General features: G+C 28.5%; 25 protein-coding genes. 3 read left to right on the top strand and 22 right to left on the bottom strand.

Going from position 1 to position 20314, the window contains the following annotated elements:
• Positions 1–153 precede the first annotated feature (153 nt).
• Positions 154–330 carry a CAL67264 family membrane protein gene (locus MHL31_RS05380; protein ID WP_240228052.1) on the top strand — a complete coding sequence of 59 codons (177 nt, stop codon included), beginning with the start codon at positions 154–156 and terminating at the stop codon, positions 328–330.
• A gap of 127 nt (positions 331–457) precedes the next feature.
• A complete protein-coding gene (gene ettA, locus MHL31_RS05375; RefSeq protein ID WP_240228051.1) occupies positions 458–2149 on the top strand; it encodes an energy-dependent translational throttle protein EttA in 1692 nt (563 codons plus the stop codon).
• 148 nt (positions 2150–2297) lie between these two features.
• Here the strand turns inward: ettA and MHL31_RS05370 are convergent, their stop codons facing one another.
• From MHL31_RS05370 to MHL31_RS05270, 21 genes are all read right to left on the bottom strand, one after another.
• Positions 2298–2699: a DUF4878 domain-containing protein gene (locus tag MHL31_RS05370; protein WP_240228050.1), complete on the bottom strand. Its 402-nt coding sequence runs from the start codon at positions 2697–2699 to the stop codon at positions 2298–2300.
• Between the two features lie 25 nt (positions 2700–2724).
• Positions 2725–3333, bottom strand: a complete 609-nt coding sequence (locus MHL31_RS05365) for a YiiX/YebB-like N1pC/P60 family cysteine hydrolase (protein WP_240228049.1) — start codon at positions 3331–3333, stop codon at positions 2725–2727.
• A gap of 151 nt (positions 3334–3484) precedes the next feature.
• A complete protein-coding gene (locus tag MHL31_RS05360) occupies positions 3485–3802 on the bottom strand; it encodes a DUF6122 family protein (protein ID WP_371824142.1) in 318 nt (105 codons plus the stop codon).
• 3 nt (positions 3803–3805) lie between these two features.
• Complete coding sequence (locus MHL31_RS05355) at positions 3806–4426, bottom strand: WbqC family protein (protein WP_371824141.1); 621 nt, start codon at positions 4424–4426, stop codon at positions 3806–3808.
• 40 nt (positions 4427–4466) lie between these two features.
• On the bottom strand, positions 4467–6020 hold the full coding sequence (lepB, locus tag MHL31_RS05350) for a signal peptidase I (RefSeq protein WP_240228048.1): 1554 nt from the start codon (positions 6018–6020) through the stop codon (positions 4467–4469).
• Between the two features lie 17 nt (positions 6021–6037).
• Positions 6038–6742, bottom strand: coding sequence for a 4-hydroxy-tetrahydrodipicolinate reductase (gene dapB / locus MHL31_RS05345; protein WP_240228047.1), 705 nt, complete (start codon positions 6740–6742; stop codon positions 6038–6040).
• A gap of 2 nt (positions 6743–6744) precedes the next feature.
• Entirely contained in the window at positions 6745–7326 is a 582-nt protein-coding gene (locus tag MHL31_RS05340; RefSeq protein WP_240228046.1) for a DUF5683 domain-containing protein, read from the bottom strand.
• Positions 7326–8225: a ParB/RepB/Spo0J family partition protein gene (locus MHL31_RS05335; protein WP_240228045.1), complete on the bottom strand. Its 900-nt coding sequence runs from the start codon at positions 8223–8225 to the stop codon at positions 7326–7328. The genes MHL31_RS05340 and MHL31_RS05335 overlap by 1 nt, the downstream gene beginning before the upstream one ends.
• 6 nt (positions 8226–8231) lie before the next feature.
• Entirely contained in the window at positions 8232–8999 is a 768-nt protein-coding gene (locus tag MHL31_RS05330; protein ID WP_240228044.1) for a ParA family protein, read from the bottom strand.
• Positions 9000–9131: 132 nt separating this feature from the next.
• On the bottom strand, positions 9132–9629 hold the full coding sequence (locus tag MHL31_RS05325) for a GNAT family N-acetyltransferase (protein WP_240228043.1): 498 nt from the start codon (positions 9627–9629) through the stop codon (positions 9132–9134).
• Between the two features lie 106 nt (positions 9630–9735).
• A complete protein-coding gene (locus tag MHL31_RS05320; protein WP_240228042.1) occupies positions 9736–9888 on the bottom strand; it encodes a hypothetical protein in 153 nt (50 codons plus the stop codon).
• Between the two features lie 49 nt (positions 9889–9937).
• Positions 9938–10810 carry a nucleoside phosphorylase gene (locus MHL31_RS05315; protein ID WP_240228041.1) on the bottom strand — a complete coding sequence of 291 codons (873 nt, stop codon included), beginning with the start codon at positions 10808–10810 and terminating at the stop codon, positions 9938–9940.
• Positions 10811–10813: 3 nt separating this feature from the next.
• Positions 10814–11164 carry a translation initiation factor gene (locus MHL31_RS05310; RefSeq protein WP_240228040.1) on the bottom strand — a complete coding sequence of 117 codons (351 nt, stop codon included), beginning with the start codon at positions 11162–11164 and terminating at the stop codon, positions 10814–10816.
• 42 nt (positions 11165–11206) lie between these two features.
• The gene (locus tag MHL31_RS05305) at positions 11207–11377 is read right to left on the bottom strand and encodes a hypothetical protein (protein WP_240228039.1); all 171 of its coding nucleotides are present in this window, start codon (positions 11375–11377) and stop codon (positions 11207–11209) included.
• A complete protein-coding gene (locus MHL31_RS05300; RefSeq protein WP_240228038.1) occupies positions 11374–12321 on the bottom strand; it encodes an isopenicillin N synthase family oxygenase in 948 nt (315 codons plus the stop codon). Before MHL31_RS05300 ends, MHL31_RS05305 begins: the two co-directional genes overlap by 4 nt.
• 109 nt (positions 12322–12430) lie before the next feature.
• Positions 12431–13162: a DUF6048 family protein gene (locus MHL31_RS05295; protein ID WP_240228037.1), complete on the bottom strand. Its 732-nt coding sequence runs from the start codon at positions 13160–13162 to the stop codon at positions 12431–12433.
• A complete protein-coding gene (locus tag MHL31_RS05290; protein WP_240228036.1) occupies positions 13128–13586 on the bottom strand; it encodes a DUF6452 family protein in 459 nt (152 codons plus the stop codon). Before MHL31_RS05290 ends, MHL31_RS05295 begins: the two co-directional genes overlap by 35 nt.
• 2 nt (positions 13587–13588) lie before the next feature.
• Positions 13589–14998 carry a 23S rRNA (uracil(1939)-C(5))-methyltransferase RlmD gene (rlmD, locus tag MHL31_RS05285; RefSeq protein WP_240228035.1) on the bottom strand — a complete coding sequence of 470 codons (1410 nt, stop codon included), beginning with the start codon at positions 14996–14998 and terminating at the stop codon, positions 13589–13591.
• A 73-nt stretch (positions 14999–15071) separates the two neighbouring features.
• Positions 15072–15488, bottom strand: a complete 417-nt coding sequence (locus MHL31_RS05280) for a c-type cytochrome (RefSeq protein WP_240228034.1) — start codon at positions 15486–15488, stop codon at positions 15072–15074.
• A 162-nt stretch (positions 15489–15650) separates the two neighbouring features.
• The gene (locus tag MHL31_RS05275; RefSeq protein WP_240228033.1) at positions 15651–16379 is read right to left on the bottom strand and encodes a hemerythrin domain-containing protein; all 729 of its coding nucleotides are present in this window, start codon (positions 16377–16379) and stop codon (positions 15651–15653) included.
• Between the two features lie 3 nt (positions 16380–16382).
• Positions 16383–16721 (bottom strand): DUF6686 family protein, encoded by a 339-nt coding sequence (locus MHL31_RS05270; protein ID WP_240228032.1) that lies wholly within the window; start codon positions 16719–16721, stop codon positions 16383–16385.
• Between the two features lie 416 nt (positions 16722–17137).
• Between MHL31_RS05270 and rocD the strand changes: the two genes are divergently transcribed.
• Complete coding sequence (gene rocD / locus MHL31_RS05265; RefSeq protein WP_240228031.1) at positions 17138–18379, top strand: ornithine--oxo-acid transaminase; 1242 nt, start codon at positions 17138–17140, stop codon at positions 18377–18379.
• A 65-nt stretch (positions 18380–18444) separates the two neighbouring features.
• On the opposite strand, the gene MHL31_RS05260 is transcribed toward rocD, so the two are convergent.
• Positions 18445–20256, bottom strand: coding sequence for a DEAD/DEAH box helicase (locus tag MHL31_RS05260; protein WP_240228030.1), 1812 nt, complete (start codon positions 20254–20256; stop codon positions 18445–18447).
• Positions 20257–20314 lie beyond the last annotated feature (58 nt).

Raw genomic sequence — 20314 nt, 5'->3', positions numbered from 1 at the left:
CCAATAGTGAAAATTAAATTTTAAATTTTATTTAACACTAAAATTGATTGAATTATAAGGTATAAACGTCATTTTTTTATGCAATTCATTTTTAATTTACGATATTTGCTTTTAATAATTTTTTTAAAGTAATTTAATTAAATACACAAAAAAATGAATAAAAATACTGTATTAGCTTGGGCTACAGCAATTATGTTAATAGTTGGTTTAGCTTTAATAGCTTTAGGTGCATTTAGATACAATGAAGTTGCAGGTTGGGGATTTGCCTCTGTAGGAATTGGTTTTTTTGCAATAGCTTGGGTTTTTAATGCTTTAAAAGGACGAGTTTAATAACTAGTTACAGATATACACTATAGTTTTGCTATAAAATATATGCAAAATTTAAGTGTGTGCTTATTAAATTCTTATTTTAAATTAATAACCAAGTACAATAAACAATTAAAATTATATTATAAATATGTCAGATGATAAGAAAGTAATCTTTTCAATGTCTGGTTTGTCTAAAACCTATCAAGGTGCAAATAAACCAGTTTTAAAAGATATTTATTTAAGCTTTTTTTATGGAGCTAAAATTGGAATTTTAGGATTAAATGGTTCAGGTAAATCTACTTTAATGAAGATTATTGCTGGAATTGAAAAAAACTATCAAGGAGATGTTGTTTTTGCTCCAGGATATTCTGTTGGTTTTTTATCTCAAGAACCTCAATTAGATGATTCTAAAACTGTTATTGATATTGTAAAAGAGGGAGTTGCTGAAACAGTTGCAATTTTAGATGAATACAATAAAATAAATGACATGTTCGGCTTGGAAGAAGTATATTCTGATGCTGATAAAATGGAAAAATTAATGGCACAACAAGCCATTTTACAAGATAAAATCGATGCTGCAAATGCGTGGGAGCTAGATACCAAATTAGAAATAGCAATGGATGCTTTACGTACTCCAGATGGTGATACTCCTATTAAAAATCTTTCAGGAGGTGAGCGAAGAAGAGTTGCTTTGTGTAGATTGCTATTACAAGAGCCAGATGTGCTTTTATTAGATGAGCCAACCAACCACTTAGATGCTGAATCTGTACATTGGTTAGAGCATCATTTACAACAATATAAAGGAACTGTTATTGCAGTAACTCACGATAGATATTTCTTAGATAATGTTGCTGGTTGGATTTTAGAATTGGATAGAGGAGAAGGTATTCCTTGGAAAGGTAATTATTCTTCTTGGTTAGATCAAAAATCAAAACGTTTGGCACAAGAATCTAAACAAGCTTCTAAGCGTCAAAAAACATTAGAACGTGAATTAGAATGGGTTCGTCAAGGTGTAAAAGGTCGTCAAACTAAGCAAAAAGCTCGTTTGAAGAATTACGACAAATTAATGAGCCAAGATCAAAATCAGTTAGATGAAAAATTAGAAATATACATACCAAACGGTCAGCGTTTAGGTACTAATGTTATTGAAGCAAAAGGGGTTTCAAAAGCATTTGGAGATAAGTTGTTATATGAAGATTTGAATTTTAATTTACCTCAAGCTGGTATTGTTGGTATTATTGGTCCTAATGGTGCTGGTAAAACCACTATTTTTAAAATGATAATGGATGAATTGGCTCCAGATAAAGGTGAATTTGTAGTTGGTGATACTGCAAAAATTGCATATGTGGATCAAAGTCATTCAAATATTGATCCTGAAAAAACAATTTGGCAAAATTTTTCTGAAGAACAAGAATTAATTTTAATGGGAGGGAAACAAGTAAATTCTCGCGCATATTTAAGTCGTTTTAATTTTTCAGGAAGTGATCAAAACAAAAAAGTAAGTATGCTGTCTGGTGGAGAACGTAACCGTTTGCATTTAGCTATGACTTTACGTGAAGAAGGAAACGTATTATTATTAGATGAGCCAACAAACGATTTAGATGTTAATACATTGCGTGCATTGGAAGAAGGTTTAGAAAATTTTGCGGGTTGTGCAGTTGTTATTAGTCACGACCGTTGGTTTTTAGATAGAATTTGTACACATATTTTAGCTTTTGAAGGTGATAGTCAAGTGTATTTCTTTGAAGGTTCATTTTCAGATTATGAAGAGAATAAGAAAAAACGACTTGGAGGTGATTTAATGCCTAAACGTATTAAATATAAAAAGTTAATAAGATAAGTATTTAAAAAAGGCTGTTTAAAAAGTGAATTTTTAGTCAACTTTAATTTATTTAGGGTTCTCATAGTGATTAATTATCAGCATTATGAGATTCTGAAATAAATTTAGAATGACGAGTTTTCAAATTTTAAACAGCCTTTTCTTTAAGTTATACTTTTATAAACCACTTACCATCTATTTTAATAAGTCTGGCATCTTCTTTTTCACTATCTCCATTTTTAAAATTTACAATATAAACTACTCTTGCTCCGTTTCCATCTTCATCAATAGTTTCTTTTTCAATTACTATATTTTTTAGACCATCTTTGTTTTCAAATTCTTCTTTTGCAGCCATTCCAAACAGACCTTCCATTTTTTTTGCTTCTTCTTCTGAAAATTTTTCACCATCATTTTTTACATATAATGTTGTTAATTTTTCAAAATCTTTAGTTTTCATTAAGTCGTATGCTTTTTTAATTGTATCGCTAGGTGAAGTGCCACTTCCACACGAACTCATACTAAATAAAACCACGGTTAATACTAATGCTGATACTAATTTTAAATGTTTCATAATTACTTTTTTTAATTGATTTAGACTAAATTATTTTACTGAATTGAGGTATTTTTGTGAATTCTGAAGGGAAAATTATATCGTGTTCACCTATAACAAAATTGAAAGATTTTGCATTTACATTTAAGTGAATGCCTACATTGTTAAATGCTTTCAATATAAGTTCTGAACAGTAGAGTTTTGTATCTGTATTGAGGTTGTATTCATTGTCAAAGGTGTATTTGTTTACGTAGAAATTTTTGGCTTCATTTACAACTTTATTTAATGTTATAGAAGTATAATTGGATCTGTAAATAGCGTATGATGAAGTTTTTTTAGGATCTAAAAAATCGCCTAATAAATCCTTTTTTAAGGTGTGGTTTTTATGAGGTACTGCGTGGATTACATAAGGTTGATTGCGTTCAATAATTATAATTCCAATATGTGTAAATTCTGAAGAGTTATCTGCTAAATGAACTAAATAGCTCTCGGTAGATTTTCCAGCGCGTAAAATAAGATCACCGTTTTTAAGGTTTTTAGAATTAGCTATTTCTTTTAGTTGATTTGTATTTCTAAATTTTAGATAGAAGAATAGTAAACCACATAACAAGATTATGACTGTAGTTAAACAGCTTATTTTTTTAGAAGAGTACATTTAGTTTACTATTTATTATGATAAATACTAAAAATAAATGGGGTTTAAAATCATATATCTAAACTAGATTAGTTAGAATATGTTAATGGCTAATAGAGTTTAATAAATTTAAGAAATAATTATTAATAATAAGCTAAATAAGAAAATAAATTTAATGAATCCACTGACAATCAATAAAATCTGTAAACATATGGAAGACAAGTCCAATTGCTACAATTCTTGTTTTAGGAGGAATTAATAATAAAAAATATACACAAATTGCATAATAAGAATGTAATGGATGGTAATTTATACTACTCCTGTTTGTCGCAAAAATTGGAGTAGCAAGTAGGTGATCTAAGTCAATTAACATTGTTAGTGTAAAAATTAACCAAACTTTTTTCCAACTCTTTTTAAAAAATAGAAAAGCTATAATACCAGGTATTATAAAATGCATTCCATAGTGAGTAATAAATCTTAAAATTTCCAATATTTATAGATTTAAATTTTGAGACTCTAAATAATTTAAAGCATTTGGTCCTTCCATAAAAAGTAAATCTAAAATGCTGAGGTTGGAAATAAATCCGTGATTTTGTTCAAAAACTTGAATGTATCTTTCAAGATTATATTGAGGTTCTTTTTTAGAAATAGCGAGGTTTCTACAATCTTTTAAAGGTGATTCTATTAAAAATTCATCAGTTTTAGTTGTGGTGATTTCTAATTGTAAGGCTTCCACAATAAATTGATGGGTTAATAGGTTTAAATCTAATAAAAAGTTATGTTTTTTATTGAATATTGGCAATAAGTCATCAATATAAAATTCAAAAAAAGGCGATGCGTTATAAGCAGTTGTTAAGGTTTTTAAATGAAGTTTATTCCAATCGTCTTTATAATCAATTTTTACATCTTTTGTTTTTTGTTTCACGCCTTTATTATGCTGTATAGGTACATTTAGTAAATGTTTGCCATCTGCAGTATAAATATAACATCTGTTTCTATACGTTTGTTTTTGAAAATTATCTTCAAATTCAAAGCAAATATTGCTGTTTTTTGAAATAGCTGCATATTGAATAATTGGAGCAAAATATGTTGGTTGAATCAATAACATTTGCATCTGATATCTTAATTCTATATGTTAAAACTAAAAACTGATATTAAATCTGATTTTCTTTTTCTTCTTTTTTACGTTTTTTATAAGAACTGTAACCAAACCAAAGTAGTAAAGCTCCTAAAAAGTAGTAAAGGTACGATACAGGCTCTCCAGAACCGTGTACTGTAGTAAATAAACGTTCCCATCTAATTTTTTCGGCAATACCATTTCCATTAGTGTCCCAACTAAACCAAATAAATACAGGTTTTCCTACTACGTGGTCAAAAGGTACATAACCCCAATAACGCGCATCTTCAGAATTATGGCGGTTATCACCCATCATCCAATAATAATCTTGTTTAAAGGTATATTCTGTAGCTTCTTTACCATTAATAAAAATTTGGTCTCCGTTTACAGTTAAATTATTGTTTTCGTACACCTCAATAATTCTTTTATAAAACGGTAAAGATTTAGAATTTAAAGCAACTGTTTTTCCTGCTTCTGGAATGTAGATAGGTCCATAATTATCATCAGACCAAGGGTAAAGAGGACTGTGTGGGAAAACTCTAGAATTGTAATTACCAGCAGGTGTTAATTCTTTAGTAACACTTTTTATAATAGGATTTTTTCTGAGTTTTGCAGCATTTTCATCTGTTAAATTAAGATTGTAATAGTCTCCAAAATTACGTCCTTCTGTTACATTATATCTTTTTAAAGTAGTAGCACTTAATTGTTGTCCATTTGTAACAACTTTATGCATATACTGTGTTTGTGCTCTATCTGGTAATATGGTTTTTTCTCCATTAATGTAAATATAACCTTGTCTAATTTCTAAAGAATCTCCAGGAATCCCAACAGCACGTTTTACATAATTCGATTTTTTATCAATTGGTTTTTTAACATGAATATTTGAAGTGTCAAAAAAACGTTGTACTGTATCTACAGGCCAACTAAAAACAACAATTTCATTGCGTTTAATATCTTGAAAACCAGGAAGTCTGAAATACGGTAATTGTGGTTTTTGTAAATAGGATTTTGTACCGATAAAAGGTAGAGAATCGTGTACCATTGGAGCTGCAACGGTAGTCATTGGTGTTCTAGCCCCATAATGAAATTTACTTACAAAAAGGAAATCACCAACTAATAACGATTTTTCTAACGAAGAAGTTGGTATTGTATAAGGTTGCATAATATATGTATGCACTAGTGTAGCTGCTATAATTGCAAAAACAATTGAGCTAACCCATTCGCCAAGTTCAGTTCTGGATTTTAGGCTTCTGTCTTCAACATACGTAACATTTTCTATATAGTTTAAGTAAAAAATATAAAAACCAAGTGTTACAACAGCAAGTATTGAGTCTAAAGTTTTGTATTTTCCATAGCTTCTAATGGTTTCAACCCAAATAACAGGGAACATTAATAAGTTTATAATAGGAATAAATAATAAAAGTACCCACCAAGTAGGTCTCTTAAGAATTTTCATTAAAACTATTGCATTGTAAATAGGAATAATTGCTTCCCAAGATTTTCTACCTGCTTTTTTATATAATTTCCAAGTACCTAAAAAATGTATAACTTGTACAATTAGAAAAAAGATAAACCACTCAATCATTGTCATAATAAACTTCTTTTATATTATTTTAAACCTAAAACGTCTTTCATAGTAAATACTCCTGTTTTACCATATAACCATTCTGCTGCAATTACAGCTCCTAAGGCAAAACCACTTCTATTATGGGCTGTATGTTTAATTTCGATAGTATCAACTGTAGAATTATATGCTACAGTATGTGTGCCAGGCACATCATCTATACGTTTTGCAACTATAGGTATTTGAGAGTCGTTATTTGTTACATCTAAGTTCCAACTTTTTTTATTGGTATGTTTTATTACTCCTTCTGCTAATGTAATTGCAGTTCCGCTAGGAGCATCTAATTTTTTTGTATGATGAATTTCTTCTAAAGTAACATCGTATTCATTTAGTTGATGCATCATTTTAGCAAGTTTTTCATTTAATTCAAAAAAGATATTAACACCTAAACTAAAATTTGAAGCATAAATAAAACCACCATTTTTTTGCTTACAGAGTTCTGTAACTGTTGAATATTTATCTAACCAACCCGTAGTTCCGCTAATTACAGGAACATTATTATTTAAGCAGTTTGAAATATTATTAAAAGCTACTGATGGAATACTAAAATCTATTGCAATATCAGCTGTTTTAATATCATATTCTTTAGTGTTTTCGTCTACTTTTAAAACGATAGTATGTCCTCTTTGTAAAGCAATTTTTTCAATTGTTTTACCCATTCTTCCATAACCTAGTAAAGCTATTTTCATTTTTAAAATTTAAAGTTTAGTGAAGCAACAACTACAGATTTGTTAGTAGTTGCATCTTTAATAATTTGTGGAGATAGCGTTAAATTATTGTCAACATTGTGTTGGAGTAAATGTGCATTTGTACTTGCTTCTAGTATTTGTAAAACATATAATCCTACAGTAACTAATATAGATAAATCTCGATCTTTTTTATAGGATTCTTGAGCACGAGTTAATGCATCATCTGATAAATATATGTTATCACCTAAGCCATCAAATTCGTTTGGTTTGTTATCTAATCTTAATTTATAAGCTGTACGAGCTCTGTTATAATTTTTATTGTTAAAGTCATAAAAATATACACCAGTTCCTAGAGCTGCGTATACAAGCGGTATTTTCCAATATTTTTTATTGTATGCTTGACCTAAGCCAGGAAGTATTGCAGAATAAAACGCTGCTCTGGCAGGAGATAACATATCAAATTCGTTTGGAGAAGTGTAAATAGTATCTTGTACTTTTACTTTTAATTCTTCTTCTTGTGAAAATGATTGAAAAGTAGCTAATAAGCTAATAATAAGTAAGATATAAGGCTTTTTATATGGCACTATTCTAATAATTTTTTTATACGATTAAAATCTTCTTCAGAGTGAAAAGGAATTAATATTTTTCCTTTATCCTCTCCAGATAATTTAACGTCAATTTTGTGCCCAAAGTATTCGCTAAAAGTTTTTAAACCTTTAGAAACAAATTTTGGAGTTTCATTATTTTTAGTAGTTACCTTTTTAGGTTTTTCAATTCCTTGTTTAAGTTCTTTTACTACTTGTTCAGTTTGTCTTACAGATAATTTTTCAGCTAATATTTTTTCATAAATACTTAACTGTTCTTCAGTATTTTCAATATTAATTAGTGCTCTACCATGTCCCATTGATAAAAATCCGTCTCGCATTCCGGTTTGAATTATTGGGTCTAATTTTAATAGGCGTAAATAGTTTGTTATTGTAGAGCGTTTTTTTCCAACACGTTGACTCATTTCTTCTTGAGTTAAATCAATTTCGTCTATTAAACGTTGGTATGATAAAGCAACTTCAATTGGATCTAAATCTTTTCTTTGAATATTTTCAACCAATGCCATTTCAAGCATTTCTTGGTCGTTTGCTAATCTAATATAAGCAGGAATAGTTTTATTACCAATTAATTTTGAAGCTCTAAATCTACGTTCTCCAGATACTAATTGGAATGTGTCGTCTTTTAATTTTCGAACTGTAATTGGTTGAATTACACCTAATTCTTTAATAGAACTAGCGAGTTCACGTAAAGCTTCTTCATTAAAATAACTTCTTGGCTGAAAAGGATTTACTTCTATTGCTTCTAATTCTATTTCAATAATACTTCCAACAACTTTATCTGCATTTTCATCATTAGCTGAATTAACATTAGCCGTATTTTCTTTTAACAAGGCAGATAAACCCCTTCCAAGTGCTTGTTTTTTTAGTGCTTTTGCCATTCTTTTTTATTTAGCGTGTTGTTTTAAAATTTCGTTTGCTAAGTTAATATAATTTACGGCTCCTTTACTAGTTGCATCATAAGCTATTATGCTTTCACCATAACTTGGAGCTTCACTTAGTCTTACATTTCTTTGTATAATGGTTTTAAATACCATATCCTGAAAATGTTTTTTTACTTCATCAACTACTTGATTAGATAATCTTAAGCGAGAATCGTACATAGTTAATAATAAACCTTCAATATCTAATTCTGGATTGTGTATTTTTTGAACACTTTTTATTGTATTTAATAATTTCCCTAGACCTTCTAATGCAAAATATTCGCATTGAATTGGTATAACTACAGAGTTTGCAGCCACTAATGCGTTTAATGTAATTAAACCTAATGAGGGTGCACAATCTACAAGAATATAGTCAAAGTCGTCTTTAACTTCTTCTAATACTTGTTTTAGCATAAACTCCCTATGGTCTTTATCAACTAATTCAATTTCTATTGCCACTAAATCTATATGCGCTGGTATTATCGAAACATTGGGGGAATTAGTTGGAAGAATTGCTTCTTTAGCAGAAGCGGCATGTTCTAAAAGTTGATAGGTTCCAATTTCAACCTCATCTACATTAATACCAAGACCAGAAGAGGCATTTGCTTGTGGGTCAGCATCAATTAATAGTACCTTTTTTTCTAATACTCCTAAAGCTGCGGCTAAATTTACAGTAGTAGTAGTTTTACCAACACCACCTTTTTGATTGGCAATTGCAATAATTTTTCCCATAAAAGAATATAGAGTTATTTTAAGTTGTAAAAATACAATTTATTATTGTTTATAAAAGAGAATAATGTTAACAAAGAGATAAAAAACACACAATTAAAAATAGCTTGTGAATTTATGTGTAGTTTATTTTTTTTATTCTGTTTTGTAAATAACCCCTTTATTTCCTTCAAAATCAAAATCTTGGCTATATTTAAGTCCAATTTTTTTAAGTACTTTGATAGAAGCTTTATTTTCTTTCATTGCTCTACCAATAATTTCTTTTAATTTGAGATTATTAATTCCGAAATCAACACAAGATTTAGCAGCTTCTGTAGCATATCCTTTATTCCAATGTTTTTTAAAAAATCTAAAACCTATATCGTATTCATTTTTACTGGCTGTAAATTTAAGTCCACACCAACCTAGAAACTCTTCATTTTGTTTATTAATTACAGCCCATCTTCCAAATCCATATTTACTATAATGATCGTAATTTTCAAGAAATTTTTGAGCGCTTTCTATACTTTTAAACGATTTATCTCCAGTATATTTTAATACGTCTTTATCAAGATTGAGTAAATAAAATAATGTAGCATCTTTTATGCTTAATGTTCTTAAATACAACCTTTCCGTTTCAATTATTTTCTTCATTTCAATTATTTTAAGAACTTATTATAAAGTTTAATTTAAAATGTACTTAGTTATAAAATTTATATAGGGAGTAACCAAGTATAGAAAATAAAAGAATTATCTATATTTATTTAACTTCTGCTATAATATTGTTTTCTGAAGTAGGTAATTCAACTTTAGAAGTATCAGCAGTTAATCCACAACCTTTTGAAGATCCGCATGAGGCACATAAAAGCAATATAAAAGTGATTGCAAGTACCGATGTAATAATTTTTTTCATTTTAAAATGGGGTTTTATTATTTTTAAAAGATGAAATATACAAAAAAATTTATGAGCTAAGTTTATCGAGTGTATAAATAATTAATTCTTCAATAGGTTTATAAGGATTTTCACTAAAAGTTCCATTAGCTCTATTTGCAATTATAGCATTCATAGAACAAGCATTGTGGCCTAATAGTTTAGATAATCCATAAATTGCCGAAGTTTCCATTTCTAAATTGGTAATTTTTACACCTTTGTACTCAAAGTTGTCAATTTTACTGTTTAGCTTAGGGTCTTGTATAGCCAATCTTAAAACTCTTCCTTGTGGTCCATAAAAACCTCCAGCTGTAGCTGTTATACCTGAAAATATTTTATCACTCAAAAGTTTTTTTTCTAAAAACTCACTGTTTTTAACTATATAAGGTCTAGATTTTCTTTCACTCCAATTAGTATGTTTTATAAAAGCATCTTCAAAATCGGCTTCTAATACTTGGTCGCAATCGTAAGAAAGCAGCATACCGTCAAAACCTAATCCGTATTTTGCTAATACAAAGCTGTCTACAGGAATTTCTTTTTGTAAAGAACCAGAAGTACCAATTCTAACAATATTAAGTTGGGTATGTTCTTTTTTTATGGTTTTAGTTTCTAAATCTATATTAACTAGAGCATCTAATTCGTTCATTACAATATCAATATTATCTGGTCCAATACCAGTTGATATTACAGACATTCTAATTCCTTTATAAATTCCTGTAATAGTTCTAAACTCTCTTTTTTGAGTTTCAAACTCTATAGAGTCAAAGTGTTTTGTAATTTTTGGAACTCTATTTTGATCACCCACAAAAATTATTGTTTGTGCAATATTTTCGGGTTTTAAATTTAGGTGATAAACACTACCATCTGGATTTAAAATTAATTCTGAATCTGCTATTTTATTCATAAGTTATCCGCCAACGCGTTTTATGTTATATCCTTCTTTTTTAAGGATTTGCATTATTTTATCTCTGTAATTTCCTTGAATAATAATTTCGTTGTTTTTTACACTTCCTCCAACACCACATTTAGTTTTAAGTAATTTACCTAAAGCTTTTAAATCTGTTTCGGAGCCTTCAAAACCAGTAATAACTGTAACTGTTTTACCGCCTCTTCCTTTGTTCGAAAAATGTGCTTCTAGAAATTGTTTGTTAGCTGGTAATGTTTCTGTATTTTCTTGATTTTCATATTCGAAATCATTATTTGTTGAAAATACAAAACCACCTAAATCTTCAAGACTATTTATTTTCTTTTTTCCCATTTAAAAACTGAAATTATAAATGTAAATTTAATGAAATTAGATTTATTTTTTGAGTTTATTCCAAATAAAAAGCAATGCAGCTAAAAGTTCAAAAACTAAACCTATAGCCATTACTAAATTTGCTTGTGGATTTTTCGAGAATTTTAATATTGCACCAGCAATAATTAAAAAAACACCAAAAGTGAAAAATGAAATTACTTTTTTTGAAATCATTTTAATAGGCCTAATTCTTTTAAACGTTCATTTAAAAATTCTCCAGCAGTAATATCGTCATAAACTTTTGGTCGCATTTCATCAATGCATTCAGGTAAGCAGTTTAAAGACATTTCGCTAATTGGATGTGTGAAAAAAGGAATTGAGTAACGAGAGTTTCCCCATTCTTCTCTAGGTGGATTTACAACTCGGTGTATTGTAGAACGTAATTTATTATTTGTTAAGCGTTCTAGCATATCTCCAACATTTATTACCAATTGCTCAGGCAAAGCTGTTACAGCAATCCATTCACCTTGTTTATTTTGAACTTCTAATCCAGATGCAGAAGCACCCATTAATAATGTTATTAAATTGATATCGCCATGAGCAGCTGCTCTAACAGCGCCTTTTGGTTCACCTTGAATAGGAGGGTAGTGAATTGGACGTAAAATACTATTTCCATTGATTACATATTTATCGAAATAAAATTCGTCTAAACCAATGTATAACGATAGTGCTCTTAAAACATATATTGCTGTTTTTTCTAAGTTTTTATAAGCCACCATTCCAACTTTATTAAAGTTGGGAATTTCATTTACAATTACATTTTTTGGATATGTTGCTTTTAATTTTTCATTTCCAACCACTTCTTGTCCAAAATGCCAAAATTCTTTTAAATCTCCTTTTTTTTTGCCTTTAGCACTTTCTTTACCAAAAGAGGTGTAACCACGTTGGCCTCCAATTCCATCAATGGAATAAGATTCTTTAACTTCTTCAGGGAGTTCAAAAAAACTTTTTACTTCTTTATATAAATTATTGGTTAGCTCTTCCGATAAAAAATGACCTTTTAATGCTACAAAACCAATTTCTTCATAAGCTTCACCAATTTCAGTTATAAACTTCTTCTTTTTTTTGGAATCACCAGATAGAAAGTCTGACAAATCTAAACTTGGTATATTTTTCATGAGTTTATATTATTATTTTATAAAGGTTATTTGCATAAGTTTGTAAATAAACTTTCAAGATACATATTTATAAAAATTTATTTAAAACTTAAAAGTAGTAAAATTATTTTTACTTGTTAATTAAAGGGATATTATAGCTTAAGGTATAGTTAAAACCAACGCCTAAATCATTAGAAAAAACTCTATTAAAGCCCGGAATATATAAGTTTTTAAAATTTTCAGGTTCTTTTGTGCTAATCATTTTTTTAACGCTAAACTGCATTCCTAAATATATATTTTTAAAGGTTTCTACTTTCATTCCAAATAAAAACTCTAACCAATGTGCATTTAAATCTTTAAAATTTGTGTTAGCTTCTATAGGTTCAGTTATAAAATAGGTGCCTGACATGTTTGGTGTATAGCTATTTAAAGTTTGTTCAAAAAAACTGAAACCATAACGCACACCTACATATATTAAATTGTCCATACCTTTCCAATTTTCGTAAGCATTGTAATTTGCTCCAAGTTTAATAAAAGAACCTTTGGTTGAATATGTTAAATAATCTTCAGTTTTAAAAACATCTTCATAACCTAATTCAGCAGCGATATAATGATTTTGTGTAAGACGTAAATCACCAGTTATTTCTAATCCTTTTGTGTCTTCATCTATAAAAGAAATAATTGGTTTACTAAGATCAATACCAATTCTAATTCCGTAACTAATTTTAGTTTTTACTGAATCTTGAACTTTTTCTGTTTCTTGTTCTTGTAATTTTTCGTTCTCAGTTTCCTGTTCTTGAGAGATTGCAGTAAAGTGAATTAAAATACTAATGATAAATATTAATATGTGCCGTTGTATCATTGTCAATAATTGTGTTATTAATATTATAAGATTTAATCCAGTTGTTAGTAATACTGTCTATAGTTAAGTTTTCAAAAACTGCTTTATAACCACAAGATCTGGATACAAAAACATCGTTTCTATCATAACTAAAGTAAATAGTATCTGATGTTTCTGCAGATGAAATTTGATATGCAGTTTTATATGCATTTAAATCTAACTGAAGAGAAACGGAATCCATAGTTGTATTGGTATAATCTTCAAGAAGTTCATAATTAATAACTCTTAACGAGTCTATTAAAATAGTTTTTACAAGCGTATCATTTTCAGCATCGTAAAATTTTAGCACTAAATTTGGAGTTGTGTTTTCTAAGCAAATATCATCTTTTTCACAACTTATTATTAATATAATTGCTAAAATTATTACTGTAATATATTTTTTCATATTTATTTTAATTCTAAAAGAACAACATTTTCCACATGGTGTGTTTGTGGAAACATATCTACCGCTTGTGTTTTAATTATATTGTATTGCTCTTTCATTAAACTTAAATCTCTAGCTTGTGTTGCAGAGTTACAACTAACATACACAATACGTTTTGGTGCTATTTCTAATATTTTAGCTACTACATTCTTATGCATTCCATCTCTTGGTGGATCTGTAATAATAACATCTGGTTGTCCGTGTTTATTTATAAAACTATCATTAAAAACATCTTTCATATCTCCTGCATAAAACTCAACGTTTTCAATGTTATTAAATTGTGCATTTAATTTAGCATCTTCAATTGCTTCAGGTACAGATTCTACACCAATTACTTTTTTAGCTTTTTTAGCTACAAATTGTGCAATGGTTCCTGTTCCTGTATAAAAATCGTAAACAACTTCATTTCCGGTTAAATTTGCAAAATTTCGAGTTATTTTATACAATTCATAAGCTTGTGTAGAGTTTGTTTGATAAAATGATTTTGGTCCAATTTTAAATTTTAAACCTTCCATTTCTTCAAAAATATGATCTCTACCTTTAAATAATTTAATATCTTGATCGTATAAAGTATCGTTTCCTTTGCTGTTAATTACATATTGTAATGATGTAATTTGAGGAAATTTTTCAGATAAAGCATTTAATAAACCTTCTCGTTTTTCGGTATCTTCTTTAAAAAATTGAATTACAACCATAATTTCTCCTGTTGAAGAAATACGTAACATAATGGTACGTAATAAACCAGATTGTTCTCTAGGATTGTAAAATTCTAATCCGTTTTCTATTCCATAATTTTTAATAAAATTACGTATATCATTAGAAGGATCTTCTTGTAAATGACATTTGGAAACATCTAAAATTTTATCCCACATACCAGAAATATGAAATCCACAGGCATTTCTGTTGTCAATATCTTCATCAGAGTTTATCTCTTCTAATGTTAACCAGCGGCTATTTGAAAAAGAAAATTCCATTTTATTTCTGTAAAAGTATGTTTTTTCACAGCCTAAAATCGGTGTAATTTCAGGTAAGTCTAAGTGGCCTATGCGTATAAGGTTATTAGTAACTTCCTTTTCCTTATATTCCAATTGGTATTTATAGTCCATATTTTGCCATTTGCAGCCACCACAATGTTCAAAGTGTTCACAAACTGGTTCAGTTCTTTTATCTGAATATTTATGGAACTTTATAGCTGTACCTTCAAAATATGCTTTTCTTTTTTTTCCTGTTCTAATATCAACAACATCACCAGGAACGGTATTTGTTAAAAAAATAACACGTCCATCAGGTGCTTTAGCAACAGTTTTACCTCTTGCACCAGCATCTATTACTTCTATATTTTCAAAAATAAGTTGTTTCTTTCTTCTTGCCATGTTGCAAATGTAATATTTTAGCACAAAAAAAGCACCTCTAAAAGAGATGCTTTTAATTAAATTGTTGGGTATGTTATTTTACACTTCTCATATATGCAGCAAGTGCAGCTAATTCATCACCAGTTAAGTCTTTTACAAAACCATCTAAGTTAGCTTTCATAATAGCTACTTGACCTGGATCAGTATCAACAATTGCAGCAGATTCTCCTTTTAAGAATTTAACTAGGTTTCCTTCTTTTTCGTTATAAACTTTTACAATCTCTTTTATAGAAGGACCAATAACTTTAGTATCTGCTTGGTGACAAGTTGTACACGTTTTATCAGTAAACAATTGCTTACCTAAAGCAATATTATCAACAGCTTCAGTTGCTTTTTCTTGAACTGCTTCTACTTTTGTTTCAACTTCTGTTTTTACTTCTTCTTTCTTTTTATCACCACAACTTGTTAATATTGCAGCAACTAAACCTAATGCTAAAATCGATTTTTTCATTTTTTTTTGTTTAAATATGATTGTAACAAATTTATTCAAATAATTTTAACCAAATGTGATTTTTATGACATTTTTATTCTGTTTTATAATTTGTATGGTAAAATACGAAAATGCTAGTAGAAGTATTTTGGGAAATTTAGGCTTAAATGAGAATTAATAATTTTAATTATTTATTTCTAATCTTATTTTTTGTTCTATTTGGCTAATTTTTGGTACCAAAACTTTGTTTTCTATAAATGCATGAATTTCAAGGTCATATTCAAACTTTTTTAATTGTTCAAGTAAAATTCTTAAAGTGGATTTATTGGTTTTAGAAAGATTGTATTTAGATAAAAATATTCTAATTTTTTTTAATTCTTGTGTAGTGTCTGTATGCGTATTAACAAACTCATTTACAGAATATTTTTGAATTAGATCTATAAAAAAATAGATTTCAGTTTTAAAGTAAAATGCTTTGTAGAGTCTATTTCCATAAGGGAATAAAAGTTCTTCTTCATTAATAAAATGAGCTTCAAGATCTACCTTATATTTAAAATAAAACTTGTATAGAATTTCTGATAATGGATCTTCTGTATCTATATTATTAAGTAATATTGCAATAGTTTGACCAATTTCTGGAAGTGTTTTTTCTATATAGTACGTATGAGATCTTTTTAAATAATCTATAAGAATAGGGATTGGGTATTTTTTAAAATTAGCATTTTTTAAATCTTTATAATTACAAAACACATTTAAAACATCAACTAAAAAATTAGGATTTACCTCTGTTAAAGCTGTATTCTCGTATATTTTGTTTGTATTTGTTGGGTTTATATCAAAACGGTTAAAAACGTGCTCAGTAATTCGGTTGTTAAGTGTAATTTCCGAAGGAGATAATTCTGCTGTTATCATTTTTTAGTTATTACTAAAATTACAATTAAAAATATTTAAAGGTGTTTTAGGGTTTATATGTGATTTACTAAGTAGTTTTTTTATTTCTATAAGTTCTTTTTTATTTAAAATAATATTAAAATTATTGTTTCCAGCCGGAATGAAAATTTTACGTTTAAAATATGAATTTGCATTTTTAATTTCCCAATAGTCGCCATCTATTTCTAACATATAATTCACAAAAAAATTATATTCTTTATTTGTAAAGTTGAAGTTAAGGTTTTTGTATTCGAAATGAATTAGTTTACAAGTAGGGCATCTAAAAACACGACCGTTTTCAGTTTGACTAATTAGGTTTATCATGGTTTATTTTTTACGAATTATAATTTTAAATAGAATTTTTTGCTCTCTTTTTTAATGTTTATTTATTTTCTACAATACAGTTTACTTTTCCATTTTGGTAATATTTATAAACTTATTAATTTATTGACTTGTTAATAGCTTTATTAAACCGTAAATTTTAGAAATCGTTCTATGGTTTTACTCTTAATTAATTTCAAAATTAATATATAATTCTTATTTAGACTAATTAAAAATAAAATATTTTAATTTATTTTTTTGAAGAAAAGTTAGCTGTGTTAATTTATATTTAGGTTTCATTGTAATAATTCAATCCGTAGTTAAGAAACAGTAATTTATTTTGTAATTTGCGTTTAAATTAGGATGATTTCTCTCCTTAAATGAGGAATTGATAATTTTTAATTTAGAATTTTAGTGAAATGATTTCAGAAAAATTAACATCACAACAAGCAATTGATTTAGAAAATAACTATGGAGCACATAATTACCATCCACTTCCAGTAGTTTTAAGTAAAGGAAAAGGGGTATATGTTTGGGATGTAGAAGGAAAAAAATATTATGATTTTTTATCTGCTTATTCAGCAGTAAATCAGGGGCATTGTCATCCAGAAATTGTAAAAGCTTTAAATGAACAAGCAAGTAAGTTAACATTAACATCACGAGCATTTTATAATGATGTATTAGGAAATTACGAAAAGTATGTAACTAATTATTTTGGTTTTGAAAAAGTATTACCAATGAATACTGGTGCAGAAGCCGTTGAAACCGCAATTAAATTATGTAGAAAATATGCATATGAAAAAAGTGGAATTCCTGAAAATGAAGCACAAATTATAGTTTGTGAAAATAATTTTCATGGGCGTACAACAACAATTATCTCTTTTTCTAATGATGAAGATGCACGTAAAAACTTTGGTCCGTTTACCGAAGGATTTATTAAAATTGAATATGATAATTTAGAAGCTTTAGAAAATACATTAAAAACCACTAAAAATGTTGCAGGATTTTTGGTAGAGCCAATTCAGGGTGAAGCTGGAGTTTATGTACCTTCTGAAGGTTATTTAGCTAAAGCAAAAGCTTTATGCGAAAAATACGATGTTCTTTTTATAGCAGATGAAGTTCAAACGGGTGTAGCAAGAACAGGTAAATTATTAGCTGTAAATCATGAAAATGTAAAACCAGATATTTTAATTTTAGGAAAAGCTTTAAGTGGAGGAGTATATCCCGTATCTGCTGTGTTAGCAAATACTGAAATAATGAATGTTATTAAACCAGGGCAACACGGTTCTACTTTTGGAGGTAATCCTCTGGCTTGTGCAGTTGCAATTGCAGCTTTAGATGTTGTAAACGATGAAAAATTAGCCGAAAATGCGGATGTTTTAGGACAACTTTTTAGAAGTGAAATACAAAAACTTGTAGATTCTAGTGATTTGGTAAACTCTGTTCGTGGTAAAGGTTTGTTGAATGCTATTTTAATTAATGATACTGAAGATAGTTCTACTGCTTGGGATATTTGTATAAAATTAAGAGACAATGGTTTGTTAGCAAAACCAACACACGGAAATATTATTCGTTTTGCACCACCTTTAGTAATGAATAAAGAACAATTATTAGATTGTGTTCAAATAATTAAAAAAACTATATTAGAATTTAAGATTTAGGTATTTTAAAAATAAAACATAAAAAAAGCGGCTTTTAAGCCGCTTTTTATCTTTAAAAATATGTTCTATCCTTTTCTTCTTCTTGAAGAGCCATTTGAATTATCGCGTTTTCTACCAAAACCGCTAAAATCGCCTCCACCTGAAGTTTTTCTATCTTTACTTCTACGTCTTCCGCCACCGCTTCGGTTATTTTCATTTCGGTCGTTACTTTTTCTTCTTCTTCCACCGCTGTTACCGCCGCCTCTTCCAGAACGTTTTTTTTCAGTAATTTCAACATTTACTCCTCTACCTTCAAAATTTACATCGTTTTGTTGGAAAGAAGCTATAGTTTCATCTTTATAATTTTTATCTAATTCAAAAAACGAGAAAGTATCTAAAATTTCAATTTGTCCAATTTCTATGTTTTTTGCAATTTGTTGGTCGTTAATTAGACCAATAAGTTTAGCAGGATTTAATCTGTCTTTTCTTCCAATATTTATAAAGAAGCGAGTCATATTTTCATCGTCTCTTCTTTTTCCTCTACTATCTCTATCATTTCTTCGCATTTGTTCACTGTCATTTAAGTCAGGAGCATTTTCGTAATATGATAAGAACGTGTTAAATTCTAATGAAACAAATCTTTTAATTAATTCTTCACGACTTAAGTCTTCTAATTTTTCATAAATAGAAGGTAAGAAATCATTAATTTCTGTTTCATTTACTTTAATATCGTGTACTTTATCAATTAATTTAAATAATTGATTTTGGCAAATTTCTTTCCCAGTTGGAACTGGTGTACTTATAAACTTTTTACCAATAATTCTTTCAATTGGACGTAGTTTTCCTTTTTCTCTACCTGTAACAATTGCAATAGAAATACCTTCTTTACCTGCACGTCCAGTTCTACCACTACGGTGAGTATAAGATTCTATTTGATCTGGTAATTTGTGGTTAATAACGTGAGTTAAATCGTTTACATCTAAACCTCTGGCAGCAACATCTGTAGCTACTAAAAGTTGTAGGTGTTTTTTGCGGAACTTTTCCATAACGCTATCGCGTTGTGCTTGCGATAAATCTCCGTGAAGAGAATCGGCATTGTAACCATCTTTAATTAATTTATCAGCAATTTCTTGAGTTTCTCTACGAGTTCTACAAAAAATAATGCTATAAATATAAGGATTTACATCTGCTATTCTTTTTAAAGCAGCATATCTATTTCTTTCTGATACAACATAATATTGATGAGAAACTTGATCTGATCCTTTATTTTTTTCTCCAGAAGTAATTTCAACTGGTTTGTGTAAGTATTTTTTTGCAATACTTTCTACTTCTCTTGGAAAGGTTGCAGAAAATAATAAGGTTTGTTTTTCTTCAGGAGTTACAGCAAGAATTTTATCTAATTCATCTTTGAAACCCATATTTAGCATTTCATCAGCTTCATCTAAAACTAACCATTTTAAATTTTCTAGTTTTAATTGTCTTCTATTAATTAAATCAACTGTTCTTCCAGGTGTACCTACTACAATTTGAGCACCTCTTTTAAGTTTTCTAATTTGTTCTTCAATATTAGCACCACCATAAACTGCTGCTACGTTACATCCTTTAGAAAATTTAGAAAACTCTTCAATATTATTAGCAATTTGTAAGGCTAATTCACGAGTTGGAGATAAAATAATAGCTTGTGTATCTTTACTTTCTAGGTCAATTTGTTCTAGAATTGGTAAGCTAAAAGCAGCTGTTTTCCCAGTACCTGTTTGTGCAAATGCTTTTAAGTCATCTGTTGATGCTAGTACTTGAGGAATTGCTTTTGATTGAATTTCTGTAGGATTTTCGTATCCCAAAACGGTAAGAGCCTTAATAATATCATTATTAAGACCTAACTCTTTAAATGTCGACATTCTGTATATATTATTGATTTACAGACGCCCATCTATAAACCGGTTAAAAACGTGCAAA

The sequence above is a fragment of the Lutibacter sp. A80 genome, from assembly GCF_022429645.1.
Taxonomy (GTDB): domain Bacteria; phylum Bacteroidota; class Bacteroidia; order Flavobacteriales; family Flavobacteriaceae; genus Lutibacter.
This window is presented reverse-complemented; position numbering and strand designations above follow the sequence as displayed.

Excerpts from the sequence above, each read along its gene's own strand:
- MHL31_RS05370 (WP_240228050.1), bottom strand. The coding sequence starts at position 2,699 with ATGAAACATTTAAAATTAGTATCAGCATTAGTATTAACCGTGGTTTTA.
- MHL31_RS05335 (WP_240228045.1), bottom strand. The coding sequence starts at position 8,225 with ATGGCAAAAGCACTAAAAAAACAAGCACTTGGAAGGGGTTTATCTGCC.
- MHL31_RS05315 (WP_240228041.1), bottom strand. The coding sequence starts at position 10,810 with ATGAATAAAATAGCAGATTCAGAATTAATTTTAAATCCAGATGGTAGT.
- MHL31_RS05330 (WP_240228044.1), bottom strand. The coding sequence starts at position 8,999 with ATGGGAAAAATTATTGCAATTGCCAATCAAAAAGGTGGTGTTGGTAAA.
- MHL31_RS05355 (WP_371824141.1), bottom strand. The coding sequence starts at position 4,426 with ATGCAAATGTTATTGATTCAACCAACATATTTTGCTCCAATTATTCAA.
- MHL31_RS05380 (WP_240228052.1), top strand. The coding sequence starts at position 154 with ATGAATAAAAATACTGTATTAGCTTGGGCTACAGCAATTATGTTAATA.
- rlmD (WP_240228035.1), bottom strand. The coding sequence starts at position 14,998 with ATGGCAAGAAGAAAGAAACAACTTATTTTTGAAAATATAGAAGTAATA.
- MHL31_RS05295 (WP_240228037.1), bottom strand. The coding sequence starts at position 13,162 with ATGATACAACGGCACATATTAATATTTATCATTAGTATTTTAATTCAC.
- MHL31_RS05275 (WP_240228033.1), bottom strand. The coding sequence starts at position 16,379 with ATGATAACAGCAGAATTATCTCCTTCGGAAATTACACTTAACAACCGA.
- MHL31_RS05305 (WP_240228039.1), bottom strand. The coding sequence starts at position 11,377 with ATGATTTCAAAAAAAGTAATTTCATTTTTCACTTTTGGTGTTTTTTTA.
- MHL31_RS05300 (WP_240228038.1), bottom strand. The coding sequence starts at position 12,321 with ATGAAAAATATACCAAGTTTAGATTTGTCAGACTTTCTATCTGGTGAT.
- dapB (WP_240228047.1), bottom strand. The coding sequence starts at position 6,742 with ATGAAAATAGCTTTACTAGGTTATGGAAGAATGGGTAAAACAATTGAA.
- MHL31_RS05290 (WP_240228036.1), bottom strand. The coding sequence starts at position 13,586 with ATGAAAAAATATATTACAGTAATAATTTTAGCAATTATATTAATAATA.
- MHL31_RS05260 (WP_240228030.1), bottom strand. The coding sequence starts at position 20,256 with ATGTCGACATTTAAAGAGTTAGGTCTTAATAATGATATTATTAAGGCT.
- MHL31_RS05280 (WP_240228034.1), bottom strand. The coding sequence starts at position 15,488 with ATGAAAAAATCGATTTTAGCATTAGGTTTAGTTGCTGCAATATTAACA.
- ettA (WP_240228051.1), top strand. The coding sequence starts at position 458 with ATGTCAGATGATAAGAAAGTAATCTTTTCAATGTCTGGTTTGTCTAAA.
- MHL31_RS05325 (WP_240228043.1), bottom strand. The coding sequence starts at position 9,629 with ATGAAGAAAATAATTGAAACGGAAAGGTTGTATTTAAGAACATTAAGC.
- MHL31_RS05320 (WP_240228042.1), bottom strand. The coding sequence starts at position 9,888 with ATGAAAAAAATTATTACATCGGTACTTGCAATCACTTTTATATTGCTT.
- rocD (WP_240228031.1), top strand. The coding sequence starts at position 17,138 with ATGATTTCAGAAAAATTAACATCACAACAAGCAATTGATTTAGAAAAT.
- MHL31_RS05270 (WP_240228032.1), bottom strand. The coding sequence starts at position 16,721 with ATGATAAACCTAATTAGTCAAACTGAAAACGGTCGTGTTTTTAGATGC.
- MHL31_RS05310 (WP_240228040.1), bottom strand. The coding sequence starts at position 11,164 with ATGGGAAAAAAGAAAATAAATAGTCTTGAAGATTTAGGTGGTTTTGTA.
- lepB (WP_240228048.1), bottom strand. The coding sequence starts at position 6,020 with ATGACAATGATTGAGTGGTTTATCTTTTTTCTAATTGTACAAGTTATA.
- MHL31_RS05365 (WP_240228049.1), bottom strand. The coding sequence starts at position 3,333 with ATGTACTCTTCTAAAAAAATAAGCTGTTTAACTACAGTCATAATCTTG.